16 protein-coding genes are annotated in these 17,021 nt (G+C 42.1%); 4 read left to right on the top strand and 12 right to left on the bottom strand.

From position 1 onward, the window contains the following. Positions 1 to 45: 45 nt before the first annotated feature. Positions 46 to 1,890, top strand: coding sequence for an APC family permease (locus tag N8O80_RS04640; protein WP_261027058.1), 1,845 nt, complete (start codon positions 46 to 48; stop codon positions 1,888 to 1,890). A 92-nt stretch (positions 1,891 to 1,982) separates the two neighbouring features. Here N8O80_RS04640 and N8O80_RS04635 read toward each other — a convergent pair whose 3' ends face one another. From N8O80_RS04635 to N8O80_RS04620, 4 genes are all read right to left on the bottom strand, one after another. Continuing rightward, on the bottom strand, positions 1,983 to 3,947 hold the full coding sequence (locus tag N8O80_RS04635) for a peptide ABC transporter substrate-binding protein (protein WP_261027057.1): 1,965 nt from the start codon (positions 3,945 to 3,947) through the stop codon (positions 1,983 to 1,985). A 136-nt stretch (positions 3,948 to 4,083) separates the two neighbouring features. Beyond that, positions 4,084 to 4,218, bottom strand: a complete 135-nt coding sequence (rpmH, locus tag N8O80_RS04630) for a 50S ribosomal protein L34 (RefSeq protein ID WP_000831905.1) — start codon at positions 4,216 to 4,218, stop codon at positions 4,084 to 4,086. Between the two features lie 144 nt (positions 4,219 to 4,362). After that, positions 4,363 to 5,577 carry a pyridoxal phosphate-dependent aminotransferase gene (locus N8O80_RS04625; protein WP_000666462.1) on the bottom strand — a complete coding sequence of 405 codons (1,215 nt, stop codon included), beginning with the start codon at positions 5,575 to 5,577 and terminating at the stop codon, positions 4,363 to 4,365. Between the two features lie 156 nt (positions 5,578 to 5,733). Beyond that, positions 5,734 to 6,027 (bottom strand): hypothetical protein, encoded by a 294-nt coding sequence (locus tag N8O80_RS04620; RefSeq protein WP_261027055.1) that lies wholly within the window; start codon positions 6,025 to 6,027, stop codon positions 5,734 to 5,736. A 161-nt stretch (positions 6,028 to 6,188) separates the two neighbouring features. Between N8O80_RS04620 and N8O80_RS04615 the strand changes: the two genes are divergently transcribed. After that, positions 6,189 to 6,641: a universal stress protein gene (locus N8O80_RS04615; protein ID WP_000079148.1), complete on the top strand. Its 453-nt coding sequence runs from the start codon at positions 6,189 to 6,191 to the stop codon at positions 6,639 to 6,641. Positions 6,642 to 6,675: 34 nt separating this feature from the next. Here N8O80_RS04615 and N8O80_RS04610 read toward each other — a convergent pair whose 3' ends face one another. Continuing rightward, positions 6,676 to 8,064 (bottom strand): Cof-type HAD-IIB family hydrolase, encoded by a 1,389-nt coding sequence (locus N8O80_RS04610; protein ID WP_261027054.1) that lies wholly within the window; start codon positions 8,062 to 8,064, stop codon positions 6,676 to 6,678. A gap of 65 nt (positions 8,065 to 8,129) precedes the next feature. Here N8O80_RS04610 and N8O80_RS04605 point away from each other — a divergent pair, with 65 nt between their 5' ends. Continuing rightward, positions 8,130 to 9,092 (top strand): asparaginase, encoded by a 963-nt coding sequence (locus tag N8O80_RS04605; RefSeq protein ID WP_261027053.1) that lies wholly within the window; start codon positions 8,130 to 8,132, stop codon positions 9,090 to 9,092. Positions 9,093 to 9,143: 51 nt separating this feature from the next. Here the strand turns inward: N8O80_RS04605 and ccpA are convergent, their stop codons facing one another. Next, complete coding sequence (gene ccpA, locus N8O80_RS04600) at positions 9,144 to 10,154, bottom strand: catabolite control protein A (protein WP_020900851.1); 1,011 nt, start codon at positions 10,152 to 10,154, stop codon at positions 9,144 to 9,146. Between the two features lie 238 nt (positions 10,155 to 10,392). Here ccpA and N8O80_RS04595 point away from each other — a divergent pair, with 238 nt between their 5' ends. Then, complete coding sequence (locus N8O80_RS04595; protein WP_261027052.1) at positions 10,393 to 10,710, top strand: DUF960 domain-containing protein; 318 nt, start codon at positions 10,393 to 10,395, stop codon at positions 10,708 to 10,710. A gap of 197 nt (positions 10,711 to 10,907) precedes the next feature. On the opposite strand, the gene folB is transcribed toward N8O80_RS04595, so the two are convergent. The 6 genes from folB to N8O80_RS04565 all read right to left on the bottom strand — a co-directional run bounded on the left by folB (position 10,908) and on the right by N8O80_RS04565 (position 16,876). Next, positions 10,908 to 11,720, bottom strand: coding sequence for a dihydroneopterin aldolase (gene folB / locus N8O80_RS04590; protein WP_261018769.1), 813 nt, complete (start codon positions 11,718 to 11,720; stop codon positions 10,908 to 10,910). A gap of 41 nt (positions 11,721 to 11,761) precedes the next feature. Then, on the bottom strand, positions 11,762 to 12,316 hold the full coding sequence (gene folE / locus N8O80_RS04585; RefSeq protein WP_261027051.1) for a GTP cyclohydrolase I FolE: 555 nt from the start codon (positions 12,314 to 12,316) through the stop codon (positions 11,762 to 11,764). Continuing rightward, positions 12,297 to 13,619 (bottom strand): bifunctional folylpolyglutamate synthase/dihydrofolate synthase, encoded by a 1,323-nt coding sequence (locus N8O80_RS04580; RefSeq protein ID WP_261027050.1) that lies wholly within the window; start codon positions 13,617 to 13,619, stop codon positions 12,297 to 12,299. Before N8O80_RS04580 ends, folE begins: the two co-directional genes overlap by 20 nt. A gap of 1 nt (position 13,620) precedes the next feature. After that, a complete protein-coding gene (gene folP / locus N8O80_RS04575) occupies positions 13,621 to 14,598 on the bottom strand; it encodes a dihydropteroate synthase (RefSeq protein ID WP_261027049.1) in 978 nt (325 codons plus the stop codon). A gap of 93 nt (positions 14,599 to 14,691) precedes the next feature. Further along, positions 14,692 to 15,399 carry a CPBP family intramembrane glutamic endopeptidase gene (locus tag N8O80_RS04570; protein WP_261027048.1) on the bottom strand — a complete coding sequence of 236 codons (708 nt, stop codon included), beginning with the start codon at positions 15,397 to 15,399 and terminating at the stop codon, positions 14,692 to 14,694. A gap of 58 nt (positions 15,400 to 15,457) precedes the next feature. Next, complete coding sequence (locus tag N8O80_RS04565) at positions 15,458 to 16,876, bottom strand: NCS2 family permease (RefSeq protein ID WP_049547108.1); 1,419 nt, start codon at positions 16,874 to 16,876, stop codon at positions 15,458 to 15,460. Between the last annotated feature and the right edge of the window lie 145 nt (positions 16,877 to 17,021).

The following is a 17,021-nucleotide window of genomic DNA, read 5'->3' as shown; positions in this document are numbered from 1 at the left end:
GCAGTATAATAGCACTTATTGAAATTTTCAGTAAAGGAAAATACCATGTTTACAAAATTAAAACATACCTTTATCGGTCGTCCTCTTAAGTCTTTAACCGAAGGCGAAGGGGGACTACTGGGAAAAATGCAGGCACTAGCCATGTTGTCAAGCGACGCTCTCTCCTCCATCGCCTATGGACCTGAGCAAGTAGTCCTGGTCTTGGCTAGTCTTTCTCCACTAGCTATATGGTGGAGCCTTCCTATCGGCCTCTTTGTCCTCCTACTCCTAGCTAGCCTGACCGTTTCCTACCGTCAAATCATCCATGCCTACCCTCAAGGGGGAGGGGCCTATATGGTTACCCGAGAAAATCTATCTCCCAAGCTTGGCTTGATTGCTGGAGGTAGTCTTCTGGTTGACTATATGTTGACCGTAGCGGTGTCTGTTGCTTCTGGAGCTGATGCTATCACAGCAGCTCTCCCTGCTCTCCACCCTTACAACCTCCACATCTCCATTTTTCTGGTTTGCTTGCTCATGCTCTTGAACTTACGGGGCTTAAAAGAATCTGCCAGTTCACTGATGATTCCTGTCTATCTCTTTATCATCAGTACTGTCTTTCTCTTGCTCTATGGAATCTTTCAACTAGTTACAGGTTCTCTCAGCTATCAGGCAACTTCACCTATTGGGCATGCTGTTCCGAGCCTGTCTATCGTTCTCATTCTAAGAGCTTTTACCAGCGGATCTGCCTCTCTGACAGGGGTTGAAGCTATTTCAAATGCCGTTCCCTTTTTCAAGGGTCCAAAAGAAAAGAATGCCGCTCAAACCTTGACCATTATGTCACTGATTTTAGGTTTTCTTTTTGCTGGTATCACCTTCCTAAACTACTGGATGGGGATTATACCTCAACACGGAGAAACTATTCTTTCACAGATGGCTCAAGGCATCCTTGGCACTTCCTTCTTAGGCCACCTTGGGTATTATATCTTCCAATTCTCCACAGCCTTGATTTTGGCCGTAGCTGCAAATACTGGCTTTTCGGCCTTCCCTATGCTGGCTTACAATATGGCTAAAAACAAATACATGCCCCATCTCTTTATGGAAAAAGGAGACCGCCTAGGCTACTCTAATGGAATTTTAACTCTGGCTTTTGGGGCTATGATTCTTCTTCTCATTTTTAATGGCAATACAGAACGCTTGATTCCCCTTTATACTATCGGGGTCTTCGTTCCCTTTGCCCTTTCTCAGACTGGGATGATTCGCCATTGGAAAAAAGAAAAAGGGGCAAATTTCTTAAAACCTGCCCTTGCCAATATCCTTGGAGCTATCATTTGCTACGCTATCGTGCTAATCTTGCTCTTTTTCCGTCTCAGTGATATCTGGCCCTTCTTCCCGATTATTCTCGTACTCACCCTACTCTTCTTAGCAATTCACAGTCATTACCAAAAAGTAGCCCAACAACTGCGACTCTATGAAGGAATCGAAAAACGTACCTACGATGGCAATCTTGTCCTCGTCCTAGTAGGAAATGTTACCAGAGTCAGCGTCGGAGCCATTAACTATGCCCAAAGTATCGGTGACGAAGTCTTAGCCATACACATTTCTACAAAGGAAACAGCAGAGAAAGACCAAGAAATTCTCCAAGAATTTGCCGATTACTTCCCAACCATTACTCTGAAAAATATCAAGACCAGCTACCGCGATATCATTACCCCTACTGTCAAGTATGTCAAACGAATTTCCGAGGAAGCTCAGAAAAAGAACTATACAGTCACTGTCCTCGTTCCCCAGTTTATCCCCAATAAACCTTGGCAAAATATCCTGCACAATCAGATGAGTCTCAAACTCAAATACGCCCTTCGTTGGCACCAGGACGTCGTTGTCGCTAGCTACTCATATCACTTAAAAGAATAAAGAAAAGGCCCTACCAGAACCAAGAAGCGTCTGGTAAGGCTTTTTTTCTGAATACAGTTACTATGCTTTACTGAAAAGCATGACTAGGCATATTATTGAATGTGGTTAGCTAAATCTTCCTGAGCTTTTTTATTTGACTCAGCTTTTTCTTTTAACCATTTTTCATAGAGTTCTTGGTACTGTTTAGCGGTTACTGGCTCTTTTTGCAATTCAACATATTTGTAGTTGTCCGCATTTCCTTTATGACCAACGAATGAGAATGGACCTGTAAACGGCACAGTCTTACGGAAGATTGGGTTGGCTCCACCACTTTGAACTGGTAGGAAGAGGGCGCTATCTGTCAACCAAGCTTGGGCTTCAGCATATTTTTCATAGCGAGCTTGAGTATCTGTGATTTCTGCGTCTGCCTGATCCAAGAGTTTCTTGTAGTCAGCAAGACCAATCTTGTCCTTAACTTCCTTGTCTTTTCCTTCAGACAAGCCCATGTTTTTCAACTGAGAACCTGTCTCTGGATCAAGGATATCTAGGTAAGTCTTAGGATCTGAGTAGTCTCCACCCCATCCTGAAATGTCAATATCGTAGTCTTTTTGTTCTGCTGTATCTGCAAAGTAGGTTGCTTGGTCTTTTTCATCCGGAGAAAGTTGGATAACGTCAATGACCACATTCTCCTTACCAAGTGTTTCTTCTACTGTTTGTTTGAAAGAACCGGCCTGTTGTACATCTAACTTAGCAGTCTGGTCAACTGGCATATCCAAATGAATTGGGAAAGTTACTCCCTGAGCTTGCAGACTTTCTTTGGCCTTCGCAAACTTCTCTTTGGCCTTTTCAGGATTCAAGAAGGCTTGTTTACCATCGTTTAGGTTGATATTTGCCCAATCTTTACCGTAGTTGACAATTTTTTCATTGACAATGTCACCAAAGTTCTTATCACCAACTTGGACAAAATTACTTGGTGTAATCGTGTTACGCAAGATACGGTCTGCTCCATCTTCACCATTTGTCTGTGCTGCATAAGCATGACGATCAAAGGCAAAGTTGATAGCCTGACGGAAATCTTTATTCTGCATAGCTGCACGTGAATCTGTCTTTTCCTTATCAGACTGTTTCATAGTTTGCTTGTAGCTTTGACGATTCACGTTGAAAAGATAATAGAAAGTAACTGAGTTTTGTGGTGTGTAGGTAATCTTGTCCTCGTTTCCCTTCTTGAGTTCAGCAAAGACTGAACTTGTTGGGAAAATACGGCCGTCTGTATAGTTACCATCCAAGAAACCTCTAGCAATGCTGTCTTGGTCAGAACCATCAAAGAAAGAAAGTTTCACTTTCTCAATTTTGACATTGTCCTTATCCCAGTAGTTAGGGTTTTTATCAAACTCAATCAAAGATTTTGATGTGAAGGACTTAAACAAGTAAGGACCATTTGACAAGATACTTGATGGTGTCACACTTCCAAAGTCATCTCCCTTAGACTTCAAGAAGGCTTCGTTTACCGGACTAAGAATACTTGCTGTTGTTTTAGAGTTCCAATAAGTCTCAGGTTGGTTGAGAGTGTATTGTAGCGTGTAATCATCCACCGCCTTAACACCAACAGTTGCAAAATCAGATGATTTTCCTTCAACATAATCTGCTAGACCCTTGATAGAGTCTTGTACCAAGTACAAGTTTTCAGCCTTTTTATCAGCCGCATACTTGAGACCAGTCACAAAGTCATGAGCTGTTACATCCGCATACTCTTCTCCTTCAGAAGTGTACCATTTAGCTCCCTGACGAATCTTATAAGTGTAGGTCAAACCATCTTTTGACACCGTCCATGACTCAGCCATAGATGGAATGAGATTGCCATATTGGTCATTTTCCAACAAACCATCAATCAAGTTGGTTGTGATACTAGATGTAGAGTCTCGGGTAGAGGTAATATAATCCAAGGTATCTGGGTTATTGACAAAGATATAAGAGTAAGTCTTGTCTGCATTACTTGATTGAGATGATCCACACGCTGCTAAAGCTAGACCTGCTGTCAAAGCCATAGCTCCAAAAAGCATAACTTTTGATTTCTTCATGATTATTCTCCATTTTTACAGTATGTGAAATATTATACACTATCCAAGCGAAAATATAAAGCTTTTTGTACTTTTTTACAAAAATAAAAATCAGTAGACTCGAGTTCCTACTGATTTTTGATATAGTTAGTTTGGATTATGCAGCCAAAACTTTGCGTCCTTTACGACGACGAGCTGCCAATACGCGACGACCGTTTTTAGTTGACATACGGTTACGGAATCCGTGTTTGCGCGCACGACGAAGTTTACTTGGTTGATAAGTACGTTTCACGATGAATACCTCCTCATAGATTTTGTATTCGTTTAGCCGGCTATAAAGTGATCAGTTACTAAACATACTTTACTATTCTATCTGATTCTTTTACTTTTGTCAATAGCTCTAGGCAAATGTTTCCAGCTTTTTCGAATGTAAGCCCTATCTGCGATACTGTTTCAAGAAACGAGTCATCTTTTCTTGGATTTGGGCTAGTTCATCAACACGAGGAAGGTAAACGATACGAAAATGGTCTGGTTCCTGCCAGTTGAAACCTCGACCATGAACCAAAAGAACCTTTTCCTGCTTCAAGAAATTAAGAACAAACTGCTCATCATCATCAATACGGTACATATTGCGGTCGATTTTAGGGAAGATATAGAGTCCAGCCTTAGGTTTAACCGCAGAGAGACCTGGAATCTCTTGAATAGCATTGTAGATGAAATTTCTTTGCTCGTAGATTCGTCCACCGGGAAGGAGCAATTCATCGACTGACTGGTGGCCACCCAAGGAAGTTTGTACAACCTGTTGGGCCAAAACGTTGGAACAAAGGCGCATATTGGACAGCATATTGAGCCCTTCGATATAGCCTTTAACATGTGTCTTAGGTCCAGACAAGACCATCCAACCCACACGGAAACCAGCAATACGGTGAGATTTTGATAGACCATTCATGCTGACACAGAAAACATCTGGTGCCAAACTAGCCACAGGCGTATGCACATGTCCATCCATAACCATGCGGTCATAGATTTCATCCGCAAAGATAATCAAATCGTTTTGGCGGGCAATCTCAATAATCTCCAGCAAAAGTTCCTTCGGATAAAGGGCCCCAGTTGGGTTGTTTGGATTGATAAGGACGATCGCCTTAGTATTGGAAGTAATTTTTGACTTGATATCGTCAATATCTGGGTACCATTCTGCAGCTTCATCACAGATATAGTGAACAGCATTTCCCCCAGCCAGGCTGACAGCGGCTGTCCAGAGAGGATAGTCTGGCATTGGCACCAAGACCTCGTCTCCATTGTCCAAAAGTCCCTGCATGGACATGACAATCAGCTCACTGACACCATTTCCAAGGTAAATATCATCAATATCTACGTTTGGAAATTTCTTCAATTGGCAATACTGCATGATGGCCTTACGGGCTGAGAAAATCCCTTTGGAGTCAGAGTAACCTTCACTATCACGCGCATTCATAATCAAGTCATGAATGACCTCGTCTGGCGCTGTAAAGCCAAATTCTGCTGGATTTCCTGTATTCAGACGTAAAATCTTTTCTCCGTTTGCTCGCATTCGCATGGCTTCTTCCAAAACAGGACCACGGATATCATAAGCAACATGCTCTAACTTACTAGACTTGTTATATTCTTTCATCTTGTTTCCTCAATTCATCGAGATAGTAACATTATACCACTAGAAAGGGATTGCGACAAGTTTACTGAAATGTGTTATTAAAATCCTACAGAAGAAAAACCTCGCTAAAAGCGAGGTCAAGACAGGGGAGATAGCAGGTATTTTGCGAAAGTCACATCACATACCAAAAGATAAACCAAGAAAAAGCAAGCCTAAAAAGGAATCATAAAGAAGATTAAACATGAGAAAAAGCCCCCATGTCATCAAGTAATCCCAACGCCCACTTCTTTTTGCAACTAGAAATAAGAGTAGATGGTAGAGTACATGAAAGACTAAAAAGCCGATAAAACCTGGATAAAGAAGGGGGATCAGTCTCTCTAATTGCCAGATCATGATAACTTCTACCAAGATCGACACTAGGATAATTCCATAATAAAGGAAATTTGATTTTTGAAAAGAGTTTTTCATCATTCTCCCTCCCTTCACTTCTTTCCTGCTATCCTTTCTTTGATTTTATCATATATTTATATAGATTTTAAGCGCTAACATTATTTTAAAAAATACTTTTTTTGCTTTACTTCTATAGTGAAAAGGTTTACAATTATAGTAAGAAAATTTCAGGAGGTTTCATTATGGCACAACGTTACCAAAATATTATGGTCGCAATCGATGGTTCTAAGGAAGCGGACTTGGCTTTTGTCAAGGGAGTTCATTCTGCTCTACGAAACGATGCTAAACTCACCATCGCACATGTCATTGACACACGCGCTCTCCAAAGCGTATCCACCTTTGATGCTGAAGTTTACGAAGAACTCCAAGTCGACGCTGAGAGTCTGATGAAAGAGTACGAAAAACGTGCTAAAGATGCTGGTGTGGCAGATGTTCATATTGTCATTGAAATGGGAAATCCAAAGACCCTACTGGCACGTACTATTCCCGATGCTGAAGAAGTGGATCTCATCCTCGTTGGCGCAACGGGTCTCAACGCCTTTGAACGCCTCTTGGTCGGCTCTTCATCTGAATACATCCTCCGCCATGCTAAGGTCGATTTGCTGGTGGTGAGAGAACAAGAAAAAACCTTATAATCACGAAGAAAAGGAGCCCAGAGCTCCTTTTTGTTTACGATTTATTTCTCTCTTTATGGCGTTCATAAGCCTTGAGTTGGCGCTGCAGTTCCTTTTTAATAGCAGGTTCTGGAGCATATTTTTCTTCCCAATCATCTGGTTTTAAGATTTTATGGGTCACTGGATCAAAATGAGCCTTGCCATCTGGAAAAATTTTCCCCATATTGGCCTGATGGACAATATCAAAAATACGTTCTGGATCCACCCCCATCAAAACAAAACTACCATAGGTAAAGTAAAGCGTGTCAATCAAGGCATCCACCTGACCTATCAAATCTTGCTGAGCAGGCGTCTTCTTGGCTACTTTATCTGCCGCCTTATCAAGAGCTTGATGAAGTTGCGATAGAGCTTGACCAAAGTCCTCTTCAGAGGGACTGGCAGCTCGAACAAACTCCACCAATTCTTCTATTTTAAAGCCAGCCCTGTGGGTTGCACCTTCTAAATCCCAAGCTCGAGGTTCTTCTTGGGTTCGTTCATCCATCATGTGGTGGAAAGTCTTGACCTTATTGAAATGATAGTCACGGCTGACAAAAACTTTTTCTGAAGCCAAAACACCAAAATGTTCCAGGGCCTTGTGGATTCCATCTTGCTGATTGCTGGTGGTAATGTGCTTAGCAACTTCCTTAACACTGCTACTACCATTTCCCATAGCGACCGACATACCGACACCCGCCAGCATTTCTAGGTCGTTATCTGAGTCACCAAAGGCCATGACTTGGTTGAGGTCAAAGCCATATTCTTTCCCAACTCGTCGAATGCCTTCCAATTTAGAGTTTCCTTGATTGATGACATCTGCTGCAAAAGGATTGCTACGTGTCAATTTCAAGTCTTCAAAATCAGCTGCCGCCTTCTCAGATTCTTCTGGTGTCATCAGCATCAAAACTTGGTAGATAGGCTGATTCATCAGATGAAGCAGGTCTTCTTCCTTTTGGGGAACAACCTTGCTGACCATACGATTAAAGGAATGACTCACTGTCCGAGTTAAAACAGAGGGAACGAAGCGACTGATTCGTTGGGAAAAAGAACCCAAACCAAAAGACATGATTTTGGAACCCAACATGGCATCCTTGGTCCCTAGGGCAATCTCCTTGCCCTCTTTTTTAGCATACGCAATGAGATGGCGCAAATGTAGCTTGGAAATTGGGCTCGTGAACAAGACTCTTTCTTTATTAAAGATATACTGGCCATTATAGGTTACCGCAAAATCCAGATCCAAATCGTCCATCAATTCCTTAACAAAAAAAGGTCCTCGCCCTGTCGCTACACCAACTAGCACCCCTTGTTCTTTGACAATTTTAATCGCGTCCTTAGTGGATTTCAAAACACTCTTGCGATCGTTGACCAAGGTTCCATCGATATCAAAAAAAACAGCTTTGACTTCCATCCTATCCCAATCTCCCCTTTTGTGATACAATGATTATACCACATTTCAGAAAGAGTGAGTAAATCATGCCTAAGAAAATTCTTGTTTTACACACGGGTGGGACTATTTCCATGCAGGCCGATGCTTCTGGCGCTGTCGTGACGAGTTCAGATAATCCCATGAACCATGTGTCCAACCCACTTGAAGGAATCCAAGTCCACGCCTTGGACTTTTTTAACCTACCAAGCCCCCATATCAAACCCAAGCATATGCTGGCCCTCTACCAAAAAATTAAAGAGGAAGCAGATAACTACGATGGTGTCGTGATCACACACGGAACCGATACTTTAGAGGAAACAGCCTATTTCCTTGATACCATGGAAGTTCCCCATATGCCTATCATTCTAACAGGTGCCATGCGTAGCTCCAACGAACTCGGAAGTGACGGTGTTTATAATTATCTGAGTGCTTTACGAGTGGCTAGCGATGAAAGAGCTGCGGACAAAGGGGTTTTGGTTGTTATGAACGATGAAATCCATGCTGCCAAGTATGTTACCAAGACGCATACAACCAACGTCGGCACCTTCCAGACCCCAACACATGGACCACTTGGTCTGATTACGAAGCGGGAAATCCTCTACTTCAAAACAGCTGAACCTCGTGTTCGCTTTGACCTTGATCACATACAAGGCTTGGTCCCTATCATCTCAGCTTATGCTGGTATGACAGATGAGCTAATTGATATGCTGGATTTGGAACAATTGGACGGCTTGATTATCCAAGCCTTCGGGGCCGGTAATGTTCCCAAAGAAACGGCTCAAAAATTAGAAAGCCTTCTACAAAAAGGAATCCCAGTCGCCCTGGTTTCACGATGCTTTAACGGTATTGCTGAACCTGTTTATGCCTACCAAGGTGGGGGCGTGCAGTTAAGAAAATCTGGTGTTTTCTTTGTTAAAGAACTAAACGCCCAGAAAGCCCGCTTGAAACTCCTCATCGCTCTCAATGCCGGACTAAGAGGACAGGCTTTGAAAGACTATATGGAAGGGTAAGTCTCTTCTCTAAAAACAAATCAGGAAATCTTCATGATTCCCTGATTTTTTCTATTTACGTTTTCGTGTTGAGCGACGTTCTGTCAAACCATGAGGTAAGAGAACTTCACGCTCTTCCAACTCTTCCTTGTGCATAATCTTAGTCAACATACGCATGCTAATAGCACCAAGGTCATAGAGAGGTTGGGCGATAGTTGTCAAGTTTGGACGGGTAAAGCGTGAGATTTGTGAATCATCACTAGTAATGATTTCAAACTCTTCTGGTACTGACACACCGTGATCAGCCAAACCATTCAAGACACCTGCTGCCAATTCATCACCTGTCACAACTGCTGCAGTTGCATTTGATGAAATCAAGCGTTCTGCCAAGGCATAGCCATCCTCATAAGTGTATTTAGATTCAAATACCAATCCTTCGCTATAAGAAATACCTGCTTTTTTCAAGGCTTCCTTGTAGCCAACCAAACGAACCTTACCATTGATGTCATCCACTAGTGGACCGCTAACGAAAGCAATGCGCTCATTTTCTTTAGCAAGGTAGGTTACTGCATCAATCGTTGCTTGTTTGTAGTCAATATTGACACTTGGAAGCTGATGTTCTACATCCACAGTTCCTGCAAGAACAACTGGTGTCCGAGAGCGAGAAAACTCTGAACGAATTTTTTCAGTCAAGTGGTACCCCATAAAGATGATACCATCCACTTGCTTAGAAAATAGTGTATTGACAACTGAAACTTCCTTGTCATCGTCCTCATCACTATTAGCAAGGACGATATTGTACTTGTACATTTCAGCGATATCATCAATCCCTTTAGCAAGCGTTGAGAAATAGCCATTGGTAATATTTGGGATCACGACACCGACAGTGGTTGTCTTTTTACTTGCAAGACCACGCGCCACGGCATTTGGACGGTAATCCAAACGATCAATCACCTCAAGCACTTTTTTACGGGTGTTCTCTTTTACATTCTTATTGCCATTGACTACACGGCTAACCGTCGCCATTGAAACTCCTGCTTCACGGGCGACATCATAAATCGTTACTGTATCGTCTGTATTCATTCTATTTCCTTTCTATATCATACCTCACGAGACTCCAAAAAAAGAGACGGTATGAAAATTTCGTTTTCATGATTCTACTTATTCCATTTTATCACTATTTGTAAACACTTTCAAGTATTTTTTGAAGATTATTTGAAAAAAATTTCATAGAAAACTATGTTTATGAAGAAAAAATAACCTTTTCTTGATTTTTAATCCTATTTGCTGTATGATAAGGAAAAAGAAAGGGGGCTGAAATATGGCTTTTACCGATACCCACATGCGGTCTGCTAGTTTTGGAATTGTTACCAGCTTGCCTGATGATGTCATTGACTCTTTTTGGTATATTATTGATCACTTCTTAAAAAATGTCTTTGAATTGGAAGAAGAACTCGAGTTTCAATTGCTCAATAACCATGGAAAAATCACCTTCCACTTTTCAAGTCAACATCTCCCTACAGCTATTGATTTTGACTTTAACCACCCTTTCGACCCTCTTTATCCGCCCAGAGTACTGGTTTTAGACATGGATGGTAGAGAAACTATCCTCCTCCCAGAAGAAAATGACCTATTTTAATACTCAATGAAAATCAAAGAACAAACTAGGAAGCTAGCCGCAGGTTGCTCAAAACACTGTTTTGAGGTTGTGGATAGAACTGACGAAGTCAGTAACCATACCTACGGTAAGGCGACGCTGACGTGGTTTGAAGAGATTTTCGAAGAGTATAAAAACTCTAGCCTTCAGTTGCAAGTGACTGAAAACTAGAGTTTTTTCTATTTTTTCAAAGCATTATACAAGTTACGGATCGGTTGCTTTAATGTCGGATGGATAAAATGAGGCGCAATTTCCTGTAAGGACTCAAGAACAAAAAGGCGTTCCGCTATGTAAGGATGAGGCAAAATAAGGTCGTCTGTATAAATGACCTGGTCCTCCACAAAGAGCAAGTCCAAATCAATCAAACGAGGCCCCCAATATACCTCTCTCACCCGTCCCATCTCTGACTCAATGGCTAACAAGGTCTCTAATAGAACTGGGGCGGGCAACCAGGTTTCAACCTCAACCACTTGATTGGTAAAGCTATCTTGCTCCACACCACCCCAAGGCTCCGTCGTCAAGACACTGGACTCTTTGAGAATATGGATACCTCTATTTCGCATTTTCTCAATGGCTTGTTTCAAGTTTACTTGTTTATCTCCCATATTACTTCCTAGGGCGATAAAGGCCCGTTGCTTGCGGCGATGAATGGTTACCGAGCAAGTATCTAGTGGCAAATGCACTGGCGCCCAAGGTTTTTTCAGTTCCAGCTTAATTTCTTGGACAAGAGGATAAGCCTCAAAGGTACGTTCTACCAGTTTGTAGGCTACCGTTTCAATCAAGTCCTCAGTTGTTTCCTGAAACCAAGTCGTCCACTGCTGACACAATTCTCCGTAATGGACAGAGGCCGTCAAATCCAAGTCTGTAGCCGCCTTGGTCATATCATAAGATAAGATGGCTGAAACGATAAATTTTTGCCCCAATTCCTTCTCACTAGGAAAAAGACCATGATAGGCAAAAATTTCCAAATCCTTAATCTGCAGTTGATCCATAATGATTCCTTTCTAGAAAAATCCGCCCAAAGCGGATTTTTTTACAGTCCCATTAAACGATAAGCCTGGTCTCGGAGGTCCTTATCTGTTTCAAATAGACCACGAGCTACTGTCGTTAAGGTTGCTGTGCCTGGTTTTCTGACACCACGCATGCTCATACACATATGTTCCGCCTCAATGACAACAAAGGCTCCTTTAGCACCTAGATAGTCCATCAAGGCATCGGCCACTTCGATATTCAAACGTTCTTGAATTTGCGGCTTTTTAGAATAAACTTCAACCGTACGGGCTAGCTTAGACAAACCTGCTACACGGCCATCTGGAATATAGGCAATATGCGCTCTACCATAAAATGGCAAGAAGTGGTGTTCACACATGGTATGGAAAAAAATATCCTTTTCTACCACCATATTATCGTCAATAATCTCAAAGGATTTTGACAAATGTTCCTCCACTGTTTGACCAAGACCTGAAAAAATCTCTTGGTACATACGAGCGACACGAGCAGGTGTTTCCTGCAAGCCCTCGCGATTAACGTCCTCTCCGACTGCCTCGATAATCATTTTTACAGCTGCTTCAATCTTTTGTGTATCCATTCTCGTTTTTCCTCTCCATCAGATAGGCTCTCACTTGGCTCAAGAAATACAAGGAACCTGTGACAATCCTAACTGTTTGTTTCTCTTCTCTTTTATCTGTCAATTTCTGCTCTAGAAAATCCTGCCAATCTTGGTAGCTGAGATTTCTAGACTTAGCTGCCTCTTTCAGCACGCTTTCATCAGTCGCCCGACTATCGTCAAAATGTGTCAGGGTAAGCTCGGTATTCGGCATGGTCCCCAGCAAATCCAACATATCCTCCAAGGCCTTGGTTTTGATGCAAGTAAAGAGGATTTCCTTACGATAATCCGCAAAGCGTTCTTGCAAGGTTGCTACTAAAGCCTTTATGGCATGAGGATTGTGGGCTCCATCCAAAATCATCAAGGGATCTCTTGACACGATTTCCAAACGCCCTGGCCAACTTGTTTCTTCCAAGGCTTGAGCAAGCAAGTGATTGCTTGCTAGTTCTCTACCATCTTCTTTACAAAAAGTATCAAGTAAAGCTATGGCCATCCCAGCATTCTCTATCTGGTGCAAACCAAGCAGGCCAGTCTGGAAGCAACCTTGTCTGACAACACTTGTATAGTCAAAGACTTCGCCTGTAACCACACTCTTTTGATGGCTGACCTGATAATCTGACCCATAGGCAAGTCTCGGCGCATCTTTCCCTTCCGCAATGCGGTCAATCACAGCCAAGGCTTCTGGAGCGATACGGCCCGTCACCAAGGGAATACCTTGTTTGATAATACCAGCCTTCTGCTCTGCTATAGCTTCCAAGGTATCACCAAGTAGGGCTACATGGTCCAGTCCAATAGTCGTGATACCTGTTAAAATGGGTTGGCAGACATTGGTACTATCCAAGAGTCCGCCCATACCCACTTCCATGATGGCCACATCTACTTGCTCTGAGGCAAAGTAATCATAGGCTATAGCTGTAATTATTTCAAACTCAGTTGTACCCTGCAAATTGGTAGCCGATTCCCCTTCCAACAAAGACTGATAGTCTGCCATGAGGGCTTCTAGTCTAGCCTCTGGGATAGATTCCCCATTGATGCTAATCTGGTCTGTATAATGAATGAGATAGGGCGAGCTAAACACGCCAACTCTCAGCCCTAGCTTTTCTAGCATCTTTTTCAAAAAAGCAATGGTCGAACCCTTGCCATTGGTCCCTCCGATATGGATGACCTTGAGTTTGAGATGGGGATTGCCACGCAAAGCTAATAGTTCCTCCATTCGTTCCAAGCCAAAATGCGGTTGGTCCGTCCGGTAGTTAGCAATCCACTGATTGTTTTGAATTTCTTTCATCTTATTTATATTGTTTTAAATCTAAATCTTCCGCTTCATCAGCCAGACGAATGGCAGAGGCAATTTCAACTGCCATCCTGTGACTAACTACATCATGCACGCGCACCACTTCCACACCCTGTCTCGCAGCGATACTGGTTACATGAGCCGAAGCCGTATCTCGATTGCGGAAACCAAGTTCTGTCTCAGGATTGACTTCAAAACCATTTTCTTCAAGGATATTGATAACAAACCGCTTGCGCGACACTCCAAGAAAGATTGGATAGCCCTTCTGATGTAGTTTATCCAGGTCCCGTAAAAGAAGCAAATTTTCTTTCTTGGTCAGACCAAAGCCGATTCCCGGATCCAACAGGATATTTTCTTGTGCAATCCCAGCTTCCTCTGCTCTCGCTAGTGCTCTTTCAAAGAAAGTCCCCATCAAGTCTTCGATTGGCAATGTTTCAAAGTCAGCTAACTCTTCCTCTGTAAAAGCTTGTCCAAATCCAAAATGAGGGAAGATGAGCGAGCTAGGGTGCTGAGGTCGCGCCATGACTGGATTAAACATAATGACTACTTTTGCTCCAGCCTTTGCAACTACATGGGCCATTTTTTCATCACCCATGAGACCAGTGATATCATTAACTAGATTAGCACCAGCAGCCAAAGCGGCCTCTGCCACCTGGCTCTTCCAAGTATCGATAGAAATAAGGACATCACTTTCCTTGCGAATCGCTTTAATCACTGGAACAACACGCTGGATTTCCTCTTCTATCTCAACATAGCTACTTCTTCCCGGCCGAGTCGATTCTCCGCCGATATCTAGCATACTAGCCCCTTCTGCTATCAATTTACGAGCCTGCTGGAGTGCCTGCTCAAGAGCAAAAAATTGACCACCATCCGAAAAGGAGTCTGGGGTTACATTGATAATTCCGCAAATAGCTGTCTTTGCATGATTGGCTTTACTTGACATATCGGTCACTCCCTCAAGGCTTTTCATCATATTATTTCTCTATTTTACCATAAAAAGAAAAAGATGGACACGATTGCATTCATCTTTTTCCCAGTAGAAACAAGTAAGCAATTGTCAAAAATCTTAAACAGAAATCCCTAATGTCCGACTCAAAATCACCACGAGAGCCAACAAACAGAAAGCAACCCCATTCACAATCATGTGAAGTAAGATAGACATTTCCAAACGTTGGGTCTTGTATGCCGTCCAAGACAGAACAATCGACATACCTCCATAAATCAATAAAGAAGGTAGATTACTTGGTTGGTGCAATAAAGCAAACACAATCGTACCGACTACAAATCCCAAGTTCTCTTTTCCTCGGAAAATCTTTTTAGGAACAATCCCACGGCACAAGATTTCCTCACAAATCGGAGCAAGCAAGGCCAGTAAGAAGAAACTGGAAATCAGAGAACTATTCTGAACCATATCGTTAATCTGAGACTGATTCCCTGTTGTCGTCTCATTTGATAGTTGCAATAAAATGGAACCAAGTATATTTGAACAGATAATGACTAAATAACTTAATCCCAAACGTGCCAAATCCTTAGCTCTAAAAAAAGAAAAATTAAAACTTGCTAACTGCGTTTTACGAGCTCCAATAATAAATAGCGCTAAAACCACAATTGAAATACCAGCAACTATCAGCCCTGACTGTAACAGTGGTACTGCATTTAAAGTTAAAATGGAAGTAACTGCCAAAGGAATCTGATATAAAATTGTCGCTAGCAAAAAGACCAAAATCCAACCTGCACGATTCAACAATTCTTTCCACATACTTTTCTCTTCCATCATTCATCTCCTAGACTTTATATTAAAAAAAGGGGGAACCCCCCCCTGGGTCATCCTATTATAAGGCCATGCTAATGTAGTTAAGGATAAATAAGGCATCCAAAATCCAAATCATGACATGAACATCTTTAGCTTGACCTTTGACAAGCTTAGTCAAAGTGTAAGTCAAGAAACCAACTGCAATCCCTTGAGTGATAGAGTAGCTGAATCCCATAAAGATAGATGTGAAGAAGGCAGGAACCGCTTCAGCCATATCATCCCAATGGATATTTTTCAAACTAGCCAACATCATAATCCCAACGATAATCAAGATTGGAGCTGTAGCGGCTGTTGGTACAATCGCTAGAAGTGGGCTAAAGAAGCTTGAGATAGCAAAACAGATTGCCACGACCAAGGCTGTCAAACCAGTACGTCCACCTGCACCGATACCAGCAGCAGACTCAACATAAGTCGTTACGTTCGAAGTACCAGCGATGGCACCAATTGAAGTACCAATCAAGTCAGAGTAAAGAGCCTTATCCAACTTAGCTGATTGGTGATTTTCACCATTTGTCGCTACGATACCAACTTTTTCACCTGTACCGATCAAGGTACCAATCGTGTCAAAAATATCTGTCAATGAGAAGGCAAGAATAGCCATCAGAGTTTCAGGCAAGCGAGCTGTATCTGAAATCAAAGCTCCCAAACCTTCTGAACCAAGAGCTGCACCAAAGACTGTCTTCAAGTCTTCAAAAGCTGCACCAACATGGTTATTAGCAAAATCGATACTAGACAAATCTACCAAACCAACTGCGATAGCAAGAACAGTTGTTGTCAAGATAGAGAGGATAATTCCCCCTTTAATCCCTTTGATAACAAAGAAGATAGTAATGGCAAGTCCTGCAAGAGCCACCAAAACAGCTGGATTATTAAAGCTGACCAAGCCTGGAACTGCTGAAGAGTTTGCTACAATCGTTGCTTGAGCTTTGTCAGCCCCTTCTCCTACAACAATATAGTTGCCTGGATCAATCGTAAATTTCAAAAGTCCAGCATTCTTAATCCCTACATAGGCAAGGAAGACACCGATACCAGCTGAAATAGCTGAGCGAAGAGCATTTGGAATCGATTCAATGATCATTTTACGAACATTTGTCAAGGTAATAATCAATGAGATAATCCCACAGATGAAGACCATAGCTAGGGCTTCTTGCCAAGAATAACCGAGTCCAAATACGACTGTAAATGTAAAGAAGGCGTTAAGACCCATACCTGGCGCTTGAGCATAAGGTAAGTTAGCATAGAAGGCCATCATCAAGGTACCCGCTACTGCACCAATGATCGTCGCTAGGAAGACACCTTGAGCAGGCATTCCTGTTTGCGAAAGAATTTGTGGGTTTACAAAGAGAATATAGCTCATTGCAAAGAAAGTTGTTAAACCAGCGAGAACCTCTGTACGAACGTCTGTACCGTTCTCTTTTAGTTTAAATAATTTGTCCATTATCAATCTCCTTTTAATTTTTACGAACAATAATAGAATTATATCATTTATCATTCACTTTTTCAATATCTTTGTTTGATTTATTTAAGAATTTGATGAAATTTCTTTTTTTGTTTCGAATCTGCTTTTCTGCCTGCTTTCTGCT

Source organism: Streptococcus mitis (assembly GCF_946190155.1).
Taxonomy (GTDB): Bacteria; Bacillota; Bacilli; order Lactobacillales; family Streptococcaceae; genus Streptococcus; species Streptococcus mitis_CL.
Note: the sequence above shows the minus strand (reverse complement) of the source record. Positions and strands in the feature narration are given on the sequence as shown.